Raw genomic sequence first — 17,275 nt, 5'->3', positions numbered from 1 at the left:
ACTGACCAGAAGGGAAGCCGACGATGACCACCTACGCCGACTACCAGCGCGACCGCATCGGTTGGTTCTTCGGCCTCTCCGGAGGCCAGCTGATGTTCCTGGCGCTGGCCAGCCTGCCGGCGTTCTGGGCGATCAGCCGCGGAGCGTGGTTCTCCGCGTTTCTGTTCGCTCTGGTCTGGGTGTTCCTGCTGGCCATCACCGTGATCCCGGTGCGCGGCCGCTCGGCCACCGGCTGGGTGTTCGCCTCGACGATGTACGCCGTCGGCGGCCTGTTCGGCTGGACCTCGTTCCGCGCCAAGGCCGCCCAGGGCCGCGGCGACGACCTCGACACCCCGGACCTGCCCGGGGTCCTCCAGGGCGTCCAGATCCACGACGGCCCGCCGCACGGCTCGCAGCTGCAGCGCGTAGCGATCATCGAGGACCACGCCATGAAGACCTGGGCGGTCACGGCCTCGATCGTGCACCCGGGCATCGGCATGAAGGACACCGAAGAGCGCGCCCGCTACGGCGAGGCGCTGGCCGGGCTGCTCGACGTCGCCGGTCGCACAGAGAAGGTCGACGAGATCCTCTTCATGGTGCGCACCGTCCCCGAGGACGGCGCCGAGCGCGACCTGTGGGTCAACCGCCACCGCCGCCCCAACGCCCCGGGGCTGTCGGAGGTCGTCAACAGCGACCTGGCCCACGGCCTCACCCAGGCATCGGTGCGCACCGAGCAATTCGTGACGGTCGTGATCCCGGAGACCCGGATCGCGAGGTCGGCCAAAGAGTCCGGGGGCGGCTTCGAGGGCCGCTGCCGCGAGCTCTACCTGCTCATGGCCGAGATCGAGGCCCAGCTGCGCGGCCCGATGGGGATGACGACGGTGCGCTGGCTCACCAGCCCCGAGCTTGCGCTGGCCTGCCGGACCGGATTCGCCCCCGGCGACCGCGCCGGCATCGTCGAGGCCCTCTCGCTGCGGGAGAAGGACCCGAGCGTCAACGCCGACGTCCCGTGGGCGATGGCCGGCCCCTCGGGTGCCGACGCCACGGTGCGGCACTACAGCCACGACGCCTGGAACTCGGTCAGCGCCACCATCAAGCTGCCGACCCGCGGCGTCGCGATGGGTGCCCTGGCACCGATCCTCACCCCCAGCGAGTTCGGTGAGCGGCGATCGTTCGTCGTCGCGTACCCGATCGTTTCCCAGACCAAGGCCGACCGGCAGTCCGGCAACGCCGAGTGGGCCGCCGACCTGGCCGAGGGGATGAACGAGAAGCTCGGCCGCAAGACCCGCGCCAAGCAGCGCGACGAAGCCCACAAGGCCCGCGGCCTGGACGCCAAGCTGGCCCGCGGCAACTCGCTGACCCGGCCCTACGGCGTGTGCACGGTCACCGTCCCCAAGTCGATGCGGATCACCGAGTTCGGGCGCCGCCTGGACGCCTCGGTCCGACGCGCCGGGTTCGCACCGCTGCGCCTCGACCTCGCCCAGGACGTCGGGTTCGCCGCGTCCACCATCCCCCTCGGCACGAGCCTGACCCGGAGCGGAGACGCCTGATGACCACCACCCGCCGGAACCGCCGTGGCGGCCGCGACATGGCTGCCCTGCTCTCCGACTTCGGGCACGACCTGCCCACGATCCCCACGCTCGCCCCGGAGGCCAAGGAGCCCCGGCTCTTCCGCTACGCGCCGCGCCGCGGTGCCACCCGCCGCGGCCGAGGCTGGGCTGCTGCCACCGCCCCGGCGATGGCCTGGCGGATGACCAGCGACCAGGCCCCGGTGTTCTGGCCCTTCGTGTCGGCTCCCGCCCTGCCCCCGACGGGCGCCCAGATGGGCGTCGACCAGCTCTCCGGCGGCAGCTTCTACTGCGACCCGTTCGGTTGGGTGCTGCGCGACGACGTGCCCGCGACCAACCCCAACATCTTCCAGTTCGCCAAGCCGGGAAGTGGCAAGTCCGGCACCACCAAGGCGTTCTGCACCCGGATGACGCCGTTCGGCTACCGCACCCTGGTCACTGGCGACGTCAAGGACGAGTACGAGTCGCTGTGCCGCGCGCTCGGTGTCGAACCCTTCGTCATCGCCCCCGGCTTCTGGGCCCGGGTCAACCCGCTGTCCATGGGGCCGCTCGGCGACGGGTGGGAGAAGCTCTCGGCCGAGGAGGCGCAGCGCCGCGCCACGATCATCTTCAAGCGGTGGCTCGTCCTGGTCCGAGGCCTGGTCGGCAGCATGAAGATCGACGACGAGCGCCGGGTGCCGTTCGGCCCCGACGAGAGCGACGTCGTGCGCAACGCGCTGGCGATCCTCACCGGCTACGCCGCCGGCAACAGCGTCCTGCAGGAGACGACCATCCCGCGGCTGTGGGACCTGCTCCGTAACCCCACCGAGGAGCTCGTCCGGGCCTGCGAATACGCGAACACCCGTCAGTTCCTCGACGAGACCCGGCTGCTGCGCAACGCGCTTGGCGAGCTGGTCACCGGCACCCTCGCCGGCCTCTTCGACGACTTCACCAACATCGAGGTCGACTGGCGGGCCCCGATCCAGTCGTTCAGCCTCTCCCGGCTCGACGGCCTGGGCGATGAGGCCGTGGGCATCGCGCTGCTGTGCATGAACTCCTGGGGGCGTGGTCTGCGGGAGATCGCCGAGCCAGGCGACCTGCGCATCGTGGTGCGCGACGAGGTCTGGAAGCAGATGCGCCTCGGAACCGCCGCAGTGGCGAGCTTCGACGCCGACCTGCGGCTCTCACGCGGCATGGCCGGCAAGGGCGGCGATATCCAGTTCTGCAACCTCCACAAGCCCTCCGACCTGCTCTCGGTCGGCGACGCCGACTCCCAGGCCGCGATGATCGCCAAGGACCTCCTCGAGCTGGCCGACATCAAGATCCTCGGTGCCCAGAAGCCCCGGGTCGCCCGCGAGCTCGACTCCATGCTCGGGCTCGGCCCGATCGCCCAGGACCTCGTCTCCGGGTGGGCCATGCAGGACAAGGGCCGCGCCCTGTGGTGCATCGGCGACGCCACCTACAAGGTCCAGACGGTGCTCCACCCGCTGGAGAAGAAGCTCTACTACACCAACGAGGCCATCGAGTCCGCCGCCTGAGCGCGCGCGACCTCGGGACTGACCTGTCATGAAGAAGCTGCTGCTCGCGGGACTGCCCGTCCTGATCATCTTCATGGGGCTGCCGTTCCTGGTGACGCTGATGGTGGTGATGACGACCACCGCGGCCGCCGAGTGCCGCACCCAGAGCAGCCAAGGCACCGTGCCTACCGAGCTCGGTGACCTCGGAGCCATCGACGGCCCGGTGGGCGGCCCGGTCAACGGCAAGATCACCATGGCGCAGGCCAACATCCCGCGCCGCTCCGGCCTCGACGGGTTCCGGGCCTCCATGCCCAAGGTCCTGTCCAAGAACCCCGAGTTCGTCACCCTCAACGAGGCCAGCGGCTGGAGCCTGGAGCAGATCGAAGCCGCCACGCCGGGCTACTCAGCCTTCCGGGTGGCAGCCCCGGCCGGCACCGGCACCGGCGCCGAGCAGGCCATGGGCAACGTCGTGCTCTGGAAGAGCTCGACCTGGACGAAGGTCAACGGCGGCCGGGTCCAGCTCGTCGACGACGACAAGACCTTCTACGACGGGCGTCCGGTCACGTGGGACCGCTTCGCGACATGGGTGATGCTGCGCCGCGCCGACGGCTCCGTGGTCTCGGTGGTCTCCACCCACCACATGACCAACCCGCACCGTTGGCCGAAGCAGCACGGCAACCCGCCGCTGACCCGGCCCCAGCAGTACGGCGCCGGAATGGTCATCCTGCTGCAGCTGCGCAACTCGCTGGCCGCCCACGGTCCGGTGCTGATCGGCGGCGACATGAACACCCAGGCCTCCTACACCAACATCCCCTGGACGGCGGCCGCGAAGATGAAGGCCGCCGGCTACGGATGGCACAACCACGGCGTCGACTTCATCTTCTTCCCGCACCACCAGGGCGCCCGCCTCGAGCAGGGCTGGGACGGCACGATGGTGTCGGACCACCACTGGCTCTCGGCTCGCATCGCGATGAACGGCGCCGGCCCGGAGAGCGCGCCCGAGACCACCACCACGACCGACGGGATCGTGCCCGCGGCGACCACCGCCCGGACGTCCGCCGAGCCGCCGGCCCGCGACGTGCTCGCCCAGCTGATGCGGCTGCGGTTCGCGTCCAACTACCCGACCATGACCGCCGAGCAGGCCCGCAACGCGATCACCATCGCCCAGGTCGCCCGCGACCTCGAGATTCCCCACTACGGGCTGCAGATCGCGATCGCCGCCGCGATCCAGGAGTCCAAGCTGGTCAACCTCACCGGAGGTGACCGCGACTCCGGCGGCCTGTTCCAGCAGCGCCCCTCGGCCGGCTGGGGAAGCCGGGCCGAGATCACCAACCCCCTCCTCGCGGCCCGCGCGTTCTTCGGCCAGGCCCAGCACACCGGCAACCCCGGCCTCCTCGACATCCCCGGCTGGCAGAACATGCCGCTCACCCAGGCCGCGCAGGCCGTCCAGCGCTCGGGCTACCCAGACGCCTACGCCCAGTGGGAGGACGTCGCCGGCGACATCACCGATCTGCTCGGCGGCGACCTGCCGGACCTGCCCGGCTCTGACTCCGAGGGCTCCACCACGAACGTCGCCAACTGCCAGGGCGAGACCGTCAACCCCATCACCGTCGGCACCCTCAACCTGCTCGGCGCCGGCCACACCGACAAGCCGGGGGAGCGGCCCGGGTACGACACCTGGGACAAGCGACTGCCCGGCGCCATGCGCACGATCGAGAACGCCGGCATCTCGATCGCCGGCCTCCAGGAGGTGCATGGCCCGCAGGCCCAAGCGCTGGAGAACCAGTACGCGGCCAAGTGGGGGATCTACCCGGCCAGCGGGAAGGCACAGAACCGGGTGATCTGGGACCACAACGAGTGGGAGCAGACCGACGGGCGCCTCGTCGACATCCCGTACTTCGGCGGCAAGGACGTCGGCATGCCCCTGGTACAGCTGACCTCGACGACCACCGGGCAGGTGATCTGGGTCTGGAGCATCCACAACCCGGCCAACACCCACGGGAACGCCGCCGGGCACCGCCAGGAGGCGCTGCGCCTCCAGCTGGCCACGATGACCGAGCTCGCAGGCACCGGCACCCCTTCGGTGATCCTCGGCGACTTCAACGACGGCAAGGACGGCAGCAACTCCTCGCACTGCGCACTGACCCCTGAGCTGAGCAACGCCTTCGGCGGCTCTGCCGACCCCTGCAAGAAGCCCAAGCAGGACGCGCCGATCGACCACGTCTACGGCGCCAACCTCACCTGGGCCAGCGCCGCGGTCGACACCAGCGCCCAGGCCAGCAAGATCGCCGACCACCCGCTGGTGACCGCCACCACCGCCGGCAGCAGCGCCGGGTGCGCAGTCGACTCCGGCACCGCGGAGGCCAAGTACAACCTCGGCCCGGTCAAGCCGCAGCTGACCCAGCTGGTCAACATCCTCGGCCCCATGTTCGACATCAAGACCGTCGGCGGCTACCGCGAGAGCGCCACCGACCCCAACGGCCACCCGGCCGGGCTCGCGGCCGACTTCATGGTGCCACTCAACGCGGCGGGCCGCGCGCAGGGCGACCGTCTCGCCGCCTACGCCAAGGCCAATGCCCAGAAGCTCGGCATCGACTACATCATCTGGTACCAGCGGATCTGGTCGGTCGCCCGCGCAGGCGAGGGCTGGCGGCCGATGGAGGACCGGGGGAGCGCTACCGAGAACCACCTCGACCATGTCCACATCAACGTCAAGCCCGGCGCCTCCGTCCAGCCGGTCGGCCTCGAGGGCGCCTCCTGCGACGAGGTCGTCTATCCGGTGCCCGCGCAGTATGTCGGAACCGACAACCACAACTGGCACGAGACCGGCCCTTACTGGTCCAGGTGGCACACCGGCACCGACTTCTCCGCACCCTGCGGAACCACCGTCTACGCCGCCCACGCCGGCACCATCGAGATCGACACCACCCAGCGTTCCTGGGCTGGGCCGCAGCTGGTCAAGGTCACCACCGGCGCCGGGTCCCTGACCACGTGGTACGCCCACATGGCGACCGTCAGCGTCAGCCGCGGCCAGACCGTCGCAGCCGGCGAGCCGATCGGCCAGGTCGGCAAGGAGGGCAACGTCTCCGGCTGCCACCTCCACTTCGAGGTCCACCTCAAGAACGGCTCCATCTACGGCCCCGACAACGTCGACCCCTCGACCTGGCTCGCAGAGAACGCATCACGCCCGAGTCACGCCGTGTGATCGCACCGGAGCCCTGACAGCACATAGGTGACCAGCGAGGCCCAACGACCCACGACCGCCTGGAGGTGGCCAGACCGATGCAGCGTGAGCGACGACGAGACCCCTACCCGTGGACCTGGGAGATCCCCGTAGCGGTGGCCTTGGCGACCCTGTTCATCATCGTCATTGGCATCCAGCTCGGACGATCAGTCGCCAACCTGGTCGCCGGCGCCGGATGGACATGGCCCGACGCCAACGCCGGCGCGTTCCCCTCACCCATCGGCACCGCCTTCTGGACCAGCCTTCCCGGCGTCCTCGGCGGACACGCCGACGCCGGGCTGCCCAGCCCCACCCCCGACGGTCTGGCCGGTAGCGGCCTGGTCTGGGTCAGCCTCGCCCTGACTGAGGTCGCGCTGCTCACCGCGACCATGTGGCTCGGCGCGTGGGCCTACCAGCGCTGGGGCCCGGGCCGCATGCGCGGCATGGCGACCGCAGCCGAGGCCGAGAAGCTGCTCGGCGTCACCCGGCTCCGCAAGGTCGCCGGCATCGTCCGCCCGGACCTCTACGGCAAGCACGCCGCCGCGACAGCAGCGCCGGTCCAGCGCACCGCCGGCGACCTCACCGAACAACCCGGCCCGCAGCTGGGCCACGGCCTCAGCCCGTGGCTCCTGCATGGCCGGCGAACGAAGGAAGACCGATGAGCAACGAGACCCCACTGCAGGACAACCCGACACTTCGCACCCGCGGCCGCCGCCTGGGCGGCATCAGCTGTCGCCGCCGCGGACACCGGCCGGTCCTCGTCGGGCGCCACTACTACGTGGCTGCCGGCCAGGTGGAACTCCTCTGCGAGGCGCGCGACCTGCTGTCCGACACCTCTTTCCCGCTCCTCGGCCGCCGAAAAGAAGAACGCCACGGCCGTGCGGTGATCTGCCGTCGCTGCCTCGCCCCGTGCGGGGACACCGTTCCCGAGGTGGCGCGATGAAGCTGAGGTTCGACCCCTGGGACGTGGGCTGGCGCATCGGTGATGCCCACGAGCCGCGAGGCGGCGAGCTGTGGGTGCCGTGGGACCGCACCGCCGGCGTAATCGGCCCGCAGGGATCCGGCAAGACCCTTGACCTGCTCACCCCTGCGCTGCTCGGCGCTCCGGGTGCCGCCCTGGTGACACTGACAAAGGTCGAGGACCTGCTGCTCAGCCTCACCGAGCGTTCCCGCGACGACCGGCCCTGCGTGGTGCTCGACCCCTTCGGCCTGGCCGAGGGCGCCGTCGACGAGCTGATCTGGGACCCGATCGCCGGCTGCGTGGACCCCAAGGTCGCCGAGCGGCGCGCCAAGGCTTTCACCGCCGGCACCGTCAAGGGCGCGATCACCGGCGGCACCGGCGACGATGCTGCGCGGTTCTACGCCGCCGAGTCCGCGAAGGTGCTGCAGGGCTACTTCCACGCCGCGGCGCTGACCGGTAGGACGCTCGAGGACGTGCTGCAGTGGGTCGCCAACCCCACCGCAGCCACCCAGCCGATGGAGATCCTGCGGCGGCACCCGCACGCCGAGCCGTTCTGGCACGGCCTCCTGCACGGTGCGCTGAACGGTGACGACCGCACCGCCGGCAACACCGTCACCACAGTGCAGCAGGCGGTCTCGCTGTTCTTCCAGGCCGACATCCGCCGCCGCTGCATTCCCAGCCCCGGACGTCCCGCCACCGACCTCGCCGACGTGATCCGTCGACGCGGCACCATCTACCTGCTCGGCCGCGAAGACCCCTACGCCTCGGCCAGCCCCCTGATGACCGCCGTGGCCGAGCACGTCTTGGACACCGGCCTGCTGCTGGCCAACAGCTCACCGTGGGGCGGCCGGCTGTGCCCGCCCCTGGTCTCGGTGCTCGACGAGCTGCCGTCGACCGCGCCGCTTCCGACCCTGCGCACCCGAATGGCCAACGAGCGCGCCCTGGGGCTGTCGTTCATCTGGGCCGCCCAGACTCGGCCCCAGCTGACCAGCATCTTCGGTGAGCACGAGGCCCGAGCACTGCTCGGCCTCACCAACGCCCTGGTGATGTTCGGCGGCTCCAAGGACGTCGCCTTCAACCAGGAGATCTCCGACCTCCTCGGAACGGTCCGCATCGGGCGGGTCACCCACTCCACCGGCGGAGCCAGTGGCGGTGGGCGCAGCTTCTCCGGCGACGACATCCCGATCATGCGGCCCGAGGAAGTCCGGCAACTGCCCGAACGCCAAGCTCTGGTCGTCGCCGAGAACGGCAACCCGATCATCGCCAAGCTGCACCGCTGCGTCGAAGGCAAGGCCGGGGAACGCCTGCTGGCCGACCAGCGGGCGCTGCGCGAGCGCCTCACCAACGACCGGCGCATGGTCATCACCCCCGAGGCCCGAGCCACCGCCGCGCTCGTCGAGGCACGCCGTCTCGGCTTCGTCGACGACGAGACCGACCACGCAAGGAGTGAACTGTGACCACCGAGCAGCAGACCCGCCGGGCGGCACCCACGCTGATGGTCTTCCCGTTCCCCGTCCCCGGGGACCACGTCCGCCTCGCCTACCGCGAGCTCCACATCGCCATCAACGGGACCGAGGAGGAGAAGAAGGCCCTGGGTAACCACGCGCTGCTGTCGCGGCCCTGGGAGCCGTCGACCTGCCTGGACCCCGAGCTGCGTCACGACCTGTGGGAGTGGCTCGAGGACGTCGTGATCTGGCTCAACCGCGAGTACACCTGGGACGTCTCCGGGCTCATCCCCAGCTGCTGGCCTCTGCACCCGCACCTGGTCCACGAGATCGCCGTCCTTGCCGACCAGCGCCGGCGGGCCGGCCTGGCGATGACCAGCGACGCGCTCGAGGAGTGGCACCGCTACTGCCTGCCGGCGTTCACCGACCGGATGCGCAACAGGCTGCGCACCCACTGCGACGACGAGCACAAGAGCTGGCCGGCCAAGCCGCGCCACAGCGAGCACCTGGCCGACGCCAGCCGCCAGCGCCGCGAGAACACGTTCGCCCACGACATCGACGCTCTGCCCGTCAACCGGCGGGCACACGAACAATCGCCGGCCGGTCCACCGCGGCTCGGCCTCGTCGACCTCGACACCGGCGAAATCCACGACGACGAGCTGGGCGGCGCTCTGCCGCGCACCCGCACCGAGAAGGGACCCCGCGAATGATGCAGATGAACGAACGCTCCGAGGCCATCCGCCGAGCCCAGCGCGCCCTCAAGGCTCTCGGCGAGCACCCGCGCTCAAGCAAGAAGGAGCTCGGCCACGCGCGCGAACACGTCAACGCCTGCTACTCCCACGGCTCGGGTGAGTACGTGTGGAACGCCGTTGCACAGGTCGAGGCGATGGCCAATCGCCGATACGGCGTACCGAGCACAGAGGAGCAGCGTCAAATGGTCGAGGCGACCGAGGACCTCGAGGAGCCTGCGACAGCCGCCCGCGGCCGAGCGGCCGAGGACCGCGCAATCCCATCGACGTCGGCGACCCCAGACGTGGAGCTCGCGCCCACTGCATCGCGATGAAGTGGGCACGACGGGCTCAAGACGGCGTTAGAACGCCGCTGAGAGAACGGCAACCCCTGCCAGCGGGTAGTCACACACCGCTTCGTTGTGGGAGAGCCATTCTGAGCGTTCTCGCCCCTTCGACCTCCCAGGCGTAGGACTGATGCCGGATCAGCTGACCTCAGCGCTCCTCATCGTGGTGACTATCGCCTACCTCGGCGGAGCCGTTCTGTTGATCGTGGCGCTTGCGAAGGTCCTGCTCGCCTGGTCGGTCAGCTGGCGCACCAGCGCGCAAACAAGCCCGGTCGACGTCCTGCTGCAGCAGCGGGCCGCCGCGGCGATGGCCGCCGTCGCCGCAGTCGCGAACGTCCCGCCTCCGGCAACCGACGTCGTTGCGATCCTGGGCGCCCCGGTCGCCGGGGAAGCCGATGGGACCGTGGGCGATGGTGGTCTCGCGGTGACCCGCTTCCGGGCTGGTCGTCCCCCCACCGTGGTGTTCGCGCGGGCCGCGCTCACCGGCCTCAGCGCCCGCGCAGTGCAGAGCCTGGCCGCCCACGAGCTCGGCCACGTCATCCGCCGCGAGCGCAGTTCGGCCGCGGCGCGGTACTCGTGGCTGGTCGGTTACCTACTCCTCGTGTTGGCAGGCGCTGGTCTCACTGCAGCTGCTCTTGCGGCCTCGCCCCAGCTGGCCGGCCCCTCGTTGCTGGCCACGATGAGTGCGGCCGTGGCGTTTCTCGGTCTCCGCTTCACCTTCGACCGGCGCGAAGAGGCCACCGCCGATCTCTTCGCCATCGACCTGACTCGCGACCTGGACGCGGCCGCCGAGCTGATGCGGTTCTACGAGAAAAGCCTGGCGCGGCCGACGCCCGACGGCGGCCCCGCGTGGTCGCGGCTGGAGCGGCGGTGGTTCGCAACCCACCCCGAGCCGCAGGCGCGGCTCGCAGCCATGCGCAGTCGCCTTGGGTGACTTCTCGAACGCGGCGGCGAAACACCTCTGGTAGCAGCCGGGCCGACCTCGTTGGCCCGTTCTGCGGCTGGCAGCCGACGTAGTCCATCCGGTCGGCCGCGGCCTGGGTAGACCCTGGCTTCTTCGCTGCGTGAGGATGACGATCGTGACTCCAACCGATCTGGGACCAGTTTGGCGGCAGCACAATTGCTCACGTAAGCACAGGACCTTTCTGACGATGGCGAAGTGCATCTGGAACGACGCTCCGTGGGTCTCCGGCGAAGGAGCTATCGCGTTGGTGGCGTGCAGACCTTCTGGGCCTGTCAGGTACCGGCACGGAGCCGTGTCCCTGCACCAGACGGCTGATAGTGCGTTGGAGGCCAAGACGTTGATCGACGAGACCGGCTGCGGAGGCCGCTGTCACCGCGACCACAGGATCGTGCAGCTGGTCTTACCGTGACGCCAGCCTGCGGGCTTCCGGAGCGGGTCACCGGCGAGGGGTACCGCGGCGGGGCGGCCGCGGACGGTTCACGTCCTGCCGATCTCGTGCCACGCCCGGCGACTGGGTCGGCGCCGGGGTGCCTTCGCCGGTGTCGATCGGGATCTCGAGGCGGGACACGATCCGGTAGCGCAGGTCACGCGCAGGGCTGTCGCCCAGGGGCTTCTCAGCGACCAGGCCGCGCGTGGCGGCGCCGACGTCTTGACCCTGCTCGTGGGCCTGCTGCAGCATCGCGGCGGTGGCCGGCCAGTCGCCCTGCTCGAGCAGCCGCGGGTCGAGCTCGCGAGCCAAGGTGGCCCACCGCTCGGCGGGGGTCTTCTCGGCCGCGGCCGAGAGCCGTGTGCGAACCTCGCTGCTCTTGTGGAGCTCGGCCAGTGCCGCCTTCCGCGGGTCGGCATCCCAGGTCTTGATCGCGTCGCGCAGGTCGCGTCGCGCCTGCAACTGGGAGAGCTGCAGCCGGGCCCGGACCTGGTTGACGCCCGGCTCCCAGGCGCGGCTGGGACGTGCCGAGATGACCCGCATGGCGGCCAGATGTGCCTGCTCCGGGGCGAGGTTGTCCAGCCGCTCGGTGAGCAATTGGTCACCGAGCGAGCGGAAGGCGGGCTGGCCGCTGGCCACCGCGGCAGTGAGCGCGGCGGGCCCGCGCTGGGCGAGTAGGTCGGCGGGGTCGAGGCCGTCGGGGAACCGCGCGAAGCCGGGGTCGAGGCCGTGCGGGGTGAGCATCCAGAAGTCGCGCTCGGCCGCGACCTGGCCAGCGAGGTCGGCGTCGGTGGCCACGATCGGGTCTCGGCCGACTGCAGCCAGCTGGGCGGCCTGCTCATCGGTCAGCGACGTGCCGAGGGGCGCCACGCCGAGGTAGAGGCCGGCGCTGGCCAGCGTGACCGCCACGGCGTCCATCGGGCCCTCGACGATCACTGGGACCGCACCCTCGGCGAGCAGTTCGTCGACGACACCGAATAGCTGGGCGCCCTTGTGGAACAGCGGGGTGGCGGCTGTGTTGAGGTACTTCGGGCCGCCCTTGTCGGCGTCGGTGAGGTCGGGCCGGCGGCGGCCGACGAAGCCGAGCACTTCGCCCTGGTGGATCACCGGGAACATCACCCGGTCGCGGAACCGGTCGATGAGGCGACCGGTGCTGGCCTCGGTGGCGACGCCAGTGGCCACCATCTCGGCGTCGCTGACACCGCGGCCGCGCAGGTGGTCGACCAGGTTGGTCCACCCGGCTGGCGCCTGACCGGGACGGAACCGCTCGTCGCCGGCGAGGTCGATGCCGAACCGTCCGGTGAGGTAGTCGCGGCCCCACGAGTCGGTGAACCGGGCCTCGAAGAAGGCCTGTGCCATGTCGTTGATCTCGAGCATGCGCTCACGCGAGACGGGGGAGGAGTGCCACTCGTCGGCCCGCTGGTACATGACCCGGAGGTCGGCGTCGGTGGGCTCCAGTCGGCTGCCGCCGAGGTCGCGGATGTAGGCGGCCAGCGTCAGGTCGGGCTCGACGAACTGGTCCTCGTCGACGTCGACCAGGTCGCCAGCGACGGCGTCGACCACGTGCTCGTCGGCCGCGTGCTCGTCGTACGGGCCGGGGTCCTCGGCGAGCGGCCAGTCGGCCCAGTCGGGGTCGGCGGCGTGGTCGACGAGCGTCGCCGGGTCCGGCTCGATCCCGTCCCACAGCTCTGCGGGTGGCTCGTCGGGAGCGGTCTCCAGCGCGATCGAGGTCCGCCAGACCAGCGCCTGGCACTCGTCGACGCCCTCCCAGCCGTCGCTCGGCATCGCCCGCCCGGCACCCAGCAGAGCCTCGACCTGCCAGCCGCGCTGCACGCCGTGGTCCACGTTCGCGACGAGCGCGGGCCACCAGGTGCTGGCCTGGATGCTCGCGGCGCGCTCGGGACCGAACAGATCCGCGAGCCGCGGAGTCCACTCGGTGGTGACGCTCTCACCGTGGGAACCGTCGCCGATCTGGGAGGCAACGGCCGGGGTGAGCTGACGGGCCATGCGCCACCACACGGCCGCCGCGGCGTGCTCATCGGGCAGCGGCCCGGCCGGGTGATCGGCCGCAGTGGCGGTGCGCAGCAGCTCGTGGGCGGTGACGCCCGCGCGGGACATCGCGGCCAGCCGCTCGGCGAGCAGCGGGGTGAACTCGTCGTCGCGGACCTGCGGGGCCAGCGAGTAGAGCAGCTGGCGCCATTCCTTGAGCGCCGGCGTGTGGTCGCCGGTGACGGCGCGGTTGAGCCGTCGCTGCCAGGTCGCGGAGGCCTTCTGCAGCTGCGGTGCACCGGTCGGTCGCCGGTCGTCGACCGGGACCTGCATGGCGGCCCGCCAGACCTCGACGTTGGCGACCGTGGCGGCCTCGGGCCGGAGGCCGTTCTGTGCCCACGCCGGCAGTGCTGCCTGGTCGGTCGCCCGCGTTCGGACCTGGTCGGCGAGCTGCTCGACCAGGTGAGCGCGCTGGGAGAGGTAGGCGCCCCAGTGCGGGTCCTCAGCCAGGCGGGCCGGGACCGCGGGCATCCACGGCAGCGGCCCTGCGCCGGCGTTGCGCAGGCCGGAGGCGTCCAGGCGCCAGTCGAGGACCGCGGCGCGGTCGTGCGCGGTCTCCAGCTCCCGGTCGCCGGCGGCCGCCCGGAGCGCGTCGACAGGGTTCTCGCCGGCCGCGCCGAGCAGCAGCAGATGGGCACGCAAGGTCGGCCAGGCGGCCTCCTCCGAGAGCCCAGGGACGAGCGTCTCGACCGCGTTGTCCAGGGCATCGACCACGTTGATCGGGGCGCCGTTGGCGTCCTGGCCAACGTGGTCATGGCGCAGGAGATCCTCTGCGGCGACGTAGAGGCTGTCGAGGTAGCGCTGGGACGCCTCGCCGAGCCGGGTGGCCGGATCGGCCTGCTCGCGCAGCAGGCTGGTTGCGGACCGCTGCGTGTCGTCGCGCGCCAGCACCGACTCGAGGATGTCAGTCGGCGTGAGCGGCCGGACCAGCGTCGGGTGGATCACCGAGTGCGGGTCGCCGTCGCCGACGACCTCGAGGTAGACGTGGTTCGCGTGCGCGCCGCGGGTCATCATCGTGTAGAGCTGCTGGCGCGACTCGCTGCCGGTGGCCAGGCCGTGCATCGTGTCGGCGGTGACGCCCTGGGCGGTGTGCACGGTGCACGCGTAGCCGAGCTCGGAGGATCGGGCGACGTAGTCAGCGGGCAGCCGCACGGTGCGGCCGTGCTGGGTGTGCTGGACGGTCAGGTCGCCGCCGTCGTGGATCTCCAGCACGTTCCAGCGGTCGCCGTTCTTCACCCAGTCGGTAGCCGAAGTACGCAGGCGACGGTCGTTCTCGCGGGTGATGATCAGTTCGCCGATCGAGGCCTCGTTGCCGTCGGCGAGCCGGCGGACCGGGCCGCTGGCGGACTCATGGTCGGGGTCGGCCGGGTCGATCCCCTCGAGCCGGTGGGCGCGGGCCTGCTGGTTCAGCTCGCTGACCAGGTCGCGGGTGGGGGCGAGCATGATCGAGTCCAGGCCGGCGGCACGGTCGGCCTGCCAGGCGGCGAAGACGTCCTCGGTCATGGTGGCCAGGTCGCCGACGTGGACGCGGTCGCGGTCGAGGTAGAAGCCGAGCGACTCGGGCTTGCCCTCGCGCAGCGCGAGCGAGGCGGCGCCCTCGGCGGGGTCCTTGAACCGGACGAGCTCGGTCAGCTGCAGTGCTCCGTGAGTGGCGCGGATGTCGCGCAGGACGCCGCCGGCGCCGATCGCGGAGAGCTGCTGGTCGTCGCCGATCAGGCGGACGCTGCCGCCGCGCTCGAGGATGTAGGACACCGCCGCGTCCAGCGAGAGGGTGTCTGCCATCCCGGCCTCGTCGATGACCACGAGGGTGGAGGCGTCGATGCCGGCGACCCAGGCGGGCATCGCGGCGCCGGACTCGCGGGCCTGCTCGAGCGAGTGGGTTAGTTTGGCCAGGGTGTCGGTCTGGGTGTCGATCTGCGAGCGGAGCGCGTCCGCGGCCGCCGCTGAGGGAGCCAGACCGATGATGGTGCCGCCACCATCAGCCCAGGCGCTGGCCAGGGCTCGCATCGCGGTGGTCTTGCCGGATCCGGCGGGCGCGATCGCCAGCTGCAGCCGGGCACCGGAGGTGGCCATCTCGCGGACCAGCGTGGCCTGTCCGGCGTTGAGGGTGATGCCGTTGGCGGTCGACTCGAGCAGCGCCAGGTCGACCGAGGACGGCTCGACGGCGTACCCGTCGTGGCGGCCGGCGACCTCGACCAGACGCTGCTCGGCGGCGAGTACCTTGCCCGAGGTGAACAGCACGGCGCCGCTCTGGGTGTAGACCGAGGCCCCGTCCGCGCGCCGCAGCTCGACCAGTTCGCTGATGGCGTCCCAGGGTCGGGCCATGCTCACCGAGCGGCCGTCGAGGACCTCGCTGACGAGCAGTTCGACGACCTGGGAGACCTGGTTGGTGGGCACGTTGGCGCCCCGGACCTGCCGCTGGGCCTCGGCGTAGACGTGCCAGAACTGCCAGGTGCTCCGAGCTCCCTCCATCGTCGCCACGATCCGGTCGGTCGTCTTGGCGAACCAGGCCGAGTCGGCCAGCGACCGCGCTGCGCCCTTCGGGTTCAGCGCCCCGTGGACCATCTGCTTGACCCGTTGAGGGGTGCCCAGCGCCTCGATGGCCTCACGGCTCCAGGTCTCGCGCTGCTCGGCCAGCGAGCGCGGCTCGTGCTTGGCCTCGCGGGTCTCCAGCGTCGCCTGCTGGGACAGCTGGATGGTCTCCACCGGCGTCGGCGGGCGGCCGTGGGTGGCATGGAACGCGGCCGCGAGGACCTTGCGGCGGTCCTCGACGCTGGCGCGGCGCTTAGAGAAGCGGCGGTTCAGCTCGGGGTCGACGCCGACGATCTCGCGCACCGGCCGCTTGCGGGCGTCCTCGTTCGGCCGCTCCTTAAACCGCACGCCGAGGGCGTCGACCAGGTGCCGCTCGAGCGCGGTGTTGTAGGTCTCCGAGGCCGAGACCACCGCCTTGTGCAGCGGCCGGCCATCGATGGCCAGCCACTTGCCGTCGAGCGTCTGGACCTTGTTCGCAACGGCGACGTGCGTATGCAAGTCAGGGTCTCCCGCGCGGGAGTCGCGGTGGGTGAACGCCGTGGCGACCAGGCCGCGGACGTCGACCTGGCGGACGCCGTTGGTGCCCCGGCGGGTGAACAGTGCCTTGGATTCGATGAAGCCCAGCGCGTCCTTGATCGCCGCCTGGTGGGCCCGCTCGATCACCGCGGCGGTCTTCGGGTCGGAGATCGCCCACAACACCGAGACGCTCTTGACCGGGGAGAAGGTCAGGTCGTAGCCGGCCACCGCGTTGGTCTTCGGTCGGGAGTGCCTGGCGATCGCGGCGGCCAGCTCGCGTGCGTCGGCGGGTTCGCGGCCGTGCTCAGCACGGAAGAACTCGGTGCCGACCTCGGTTCGGACCTTGGCCCGGTCGGCCGCGGGGACCGGCCAGTCACCCGGCAGGCCGGCGGCCTCGTTGAGGGCCGCGATGCGCTTGGCGACCTCGATCCGGAACGGGCTGATGTCGTTTTCGTAGACCTTGTACGGCGTGCCGAGCTGGCGGGCCGTCTTGTAGTCCGCGTCGGTCGGCCGGTCGACGCCGTCGCGGCCGATGCGCAGGTCCAGGTCCTTGGTCCGCTGGGTGGCCAGCGGGTGGTGACCGGAGCCGAACAGGCTCTGCATGTGGTCAGCGGTGACGACGTCGCCGGCGTCGAGCCCTTCGAGTCCCTCCATGCCGGAGCCGACCCACACGCCGGGAGTCTCGCCCCTCTCGGTGTAGTAGCTCGCGAGGCCGGTGTGGCCCTTATCCGTGGCGTCCATCGCTGCGACCTGGCGGGTCAGGTAGTCGTACCCCGACCCCGCCGTCAGCTTGTGGAGGCTCATCGTCACGGTCACCTACGTGCGCGCGGGCGCCCGCTGCGATCACTTCCGGTCGGATTGCTGATGTGTTCTTTCTATTCGGCAGACCGAGAATGCAAGAGGTGTGTGGCACTTGGAAGGTCGCGGAAATCTGGGGGGACGCTGAGGGGTGTCGGTGACGGCTGGGGCGTCGGGTCGGGCTGCGGGAGTTGAACGGGCTGGCTGGGGTCGAGGTTGGTGGGTTCGGAAGGCTTCTTGGC

Annotated in this window: 10 protein-coding genes; 9 read left to right on the top strand and 1 reads right to left on the bottom strand. The window is 71.1% G+C overall.

The annotated features are described in order from the left end of the window. The first annotated feature begins 23 nt into the window (after positions 1 to 23). From Q9R13_RS05095 to Q9R13_RS05055, 9 genes are all read left to right on the top strand, one after another. Complete coding sequence (locus tag Q9R13_RS05095) at positions 24 to 1,529, top strand: SCO6880 family protein (RefSeq protein ID WP_310963996.1); 1,506 nt, start codon at positions 24 to 26, stop codon at positions 1,527 to 1,529. Then, positions 1,529 to 3,064, top strand: a complete 1,536-nt coding sequence (locus Q9R13_RS05090) for an ATP-binding protein (protein WP_056680631.1) — start codon at positions 1,529 to 1,531, stop codon at positions 3,062 to 3,064. The genes Q9R13_RS05095 and Q9R13_RS05090 overlap by 1 nt, the downstream gene beginning before the upstream one ends. A gap of 28 nt (positions 3,065 to 3,092) precedes the next feature. Beyond that, the gene (locus Q9R13_RS05085; protein WP_310963995.1) at positions 3,093 to 6,248 is read left to right on the top strand and encodes a peptidoglycan DD-metalloendopeptidase family protein; all 3,156 of its coding nucleotides are present in this window, start codon (positions 3,093 to 3,095) and stop codon (positions 6,246 to 6,248) included. 77 nt (positions 6,249 to 6,325) lie between these two features. After that, positions 6,326 to 6,928: a hypothetical protein gene (locus Q9R13_RS05080; RefSeq protein WP_056680638.1), complete on the top strand. Its 603-nt coding sequence runs from the start codon at positions 6,326 to 6,328 to the stop codon at positions 6,926 to 6,928. Then, on the top strand, positions 6,925 to 7,209 hold the full coding sequence (locus tag Q9R13_RS05075; RefSeq protein ID WP_056680641.1) for a hypothetical protein: 285 nt from the start codon (positions 6,925 to 6,927) through the stop codon (positions 7,207 to 7,209). Before Q9R13_RS05080 ends, Q9R13_RS05075 begins: the two co-directional genes overlap by 4 nt. Further along, positions 7,206 to 8,684, top strand: a complete 1,479-nt coding sequence (locus tag Q9R13_RS05070) for a type IV secretory system conjugative DNA transfer family protein (RefSeq protein WP_310963994.1) — start codon at positions 7,206 to 7,208, stop codon at positions 8,682 to 8,684. Before Q9R13_RS05075 ends, Q9R13_RS05070 begins: the two co-directional genes overlap by 4 nt. Next, positions 8,681 to 9,382 carry a hypothetical protein gene (locus tag Q9R13_RS05065; RefSeq protein ID WP_310963993.1) on the top strand — a complete coding sequence of 234 codons (702 nt, stop codon included), beginning with the start codon at positions 8,681 to 8,683 and terminating at the stop codon, positions 9,380 to 9,382. Before Q9R13_RS05070 ends, Q9R13_RS05065 begins: the two co-directional genes overlap by 4 nt. Before the next feature lie 5 nt (positions 9,383 to 9,387). Continuing rightward, the gene (locus tag Q9R13_RS05060) at positions 9,388 to 9,735 is read left to right on the top strand and encodes a hypothetical protein (protein ID WP_156393578.1); all 348 of its coding nucleotides are present in this window, start codon (positions 9,388 to 9,390) and stop codon (positions 9,733 to 9,735) included. 142 nt (positions 9,736 to 9,877) lie between these two features. Next, complete coding sequence (locus Q9R13_RS05055) at positions 9,878 to 10,681, top strand: M48 family metalloprotease (protein ID WP_056680653.1); 804 nt, start codon at positions 9,878 to 9,880, stop codon at positions 10,679 to 10,681. A gap of 466 nt (positions 10,682 to 11,147) precedes the next feature. Here Q9R13_RS05055 and mobF read toward each other — a convergent pair whose 3' ends face one another. Continuing rightward, complete coding sequence (gene mobF / locus Q9R13_RS05050) at positions 11,148 to 17,039, bottom strand: MobF family relaxase (protein WP_310963991.1); 5,892 nt, start codon at positions 17,037 to 17,039, stop codon at positions 11,148 to 11,150. Between the last annotated feature and the right edge of the window lie 236 nt (positions 17,040 to 17,275).

Origin of the sequence: Nocardioides marmorisolisilvae, assembly GCF_031656915.1 — a bacterium.
GTDB lineage: Bacteria > Actinomycetota > Actinomycetes > Propionibacteriales > Nocardioidaceae > Marmoricola > Marmoricola terrisoli.
The sequence above is the reverse complement of the archived record's forward strand: the minus strand, read 5'-3'. Positions and strand labels throughout refer to the sequence as shown.

What these genes read in the sequence shown, in the direction of transcription:
- Q9R13_RS05055 (WP_056680653.1), top strand. Translation starts at nt 9,878, where the DNA reads ATGCCGGATCAGCTGACCTCAGCGCTCCTCATCGTGGTGACTATCGCC.
- Q9R13_RS05095 (WP_310963996.1), top strand. Translation starts at nt 24, where the DNA reads ATGACCACCTACGCCGACTACCAGCGCGACCGCATCGGTTGGTTCTTC.
- Q9R13_RS05075 (WP_056680641.1), top strand. Translation starts at nt 6,925, where the DNA reads ATGAGCAACGAGACCCCACTGCAGGACAACCCGACACTTCGCACCCGC.
- Q9R13_RS05070 (WP_310963994.1), top strand. Translation starts at nt 7,206, where the DNA reads ATGAAGCTGAGGTTCGACCCCTGGGACGTGGGCTGGCGCATCGGTGAT.
- Q9R13_RS05060 (WP_156393578.1), top strand. Translation starts at nt 9,388, where the DNA reads ATGAACGAACGCTCCGAGGCCATCCGCCGAGCCCAGCGCGCCCTCAAG.
- mobF (WP_310963991.1), bottom strand. Translation starts at nt 17,039, where the DNA reads ATGAGCCTCCACAAGCTGACGGCGGGGTCGGGGTACGACTACCTGACC.
- Q9R13_RS05085 (WP_310963995.1), top strand. Translation starts at nt 3,093, where the DNA reads ATGAAGAAGCTGCTGCTCGCGGGACTGCCCGTCCTGATCATCTTCATG.
- Q9R13_RS05080 (WP_056680638.1), top strand. Translation starts at nt 6,326, where the DNA reads ATGCAGCGTGAGCGACGACGAGACCCCTACCCGTGGACCTGGGAGATC.
- Q9R13_RS05090 (WP_056680631.1), top strand. Translation starts at nt 1,529, where the DNA reads ATGACCACCACCCGCCGGAACCGCCGTGGCGGCCGCGACATGGCTGCC.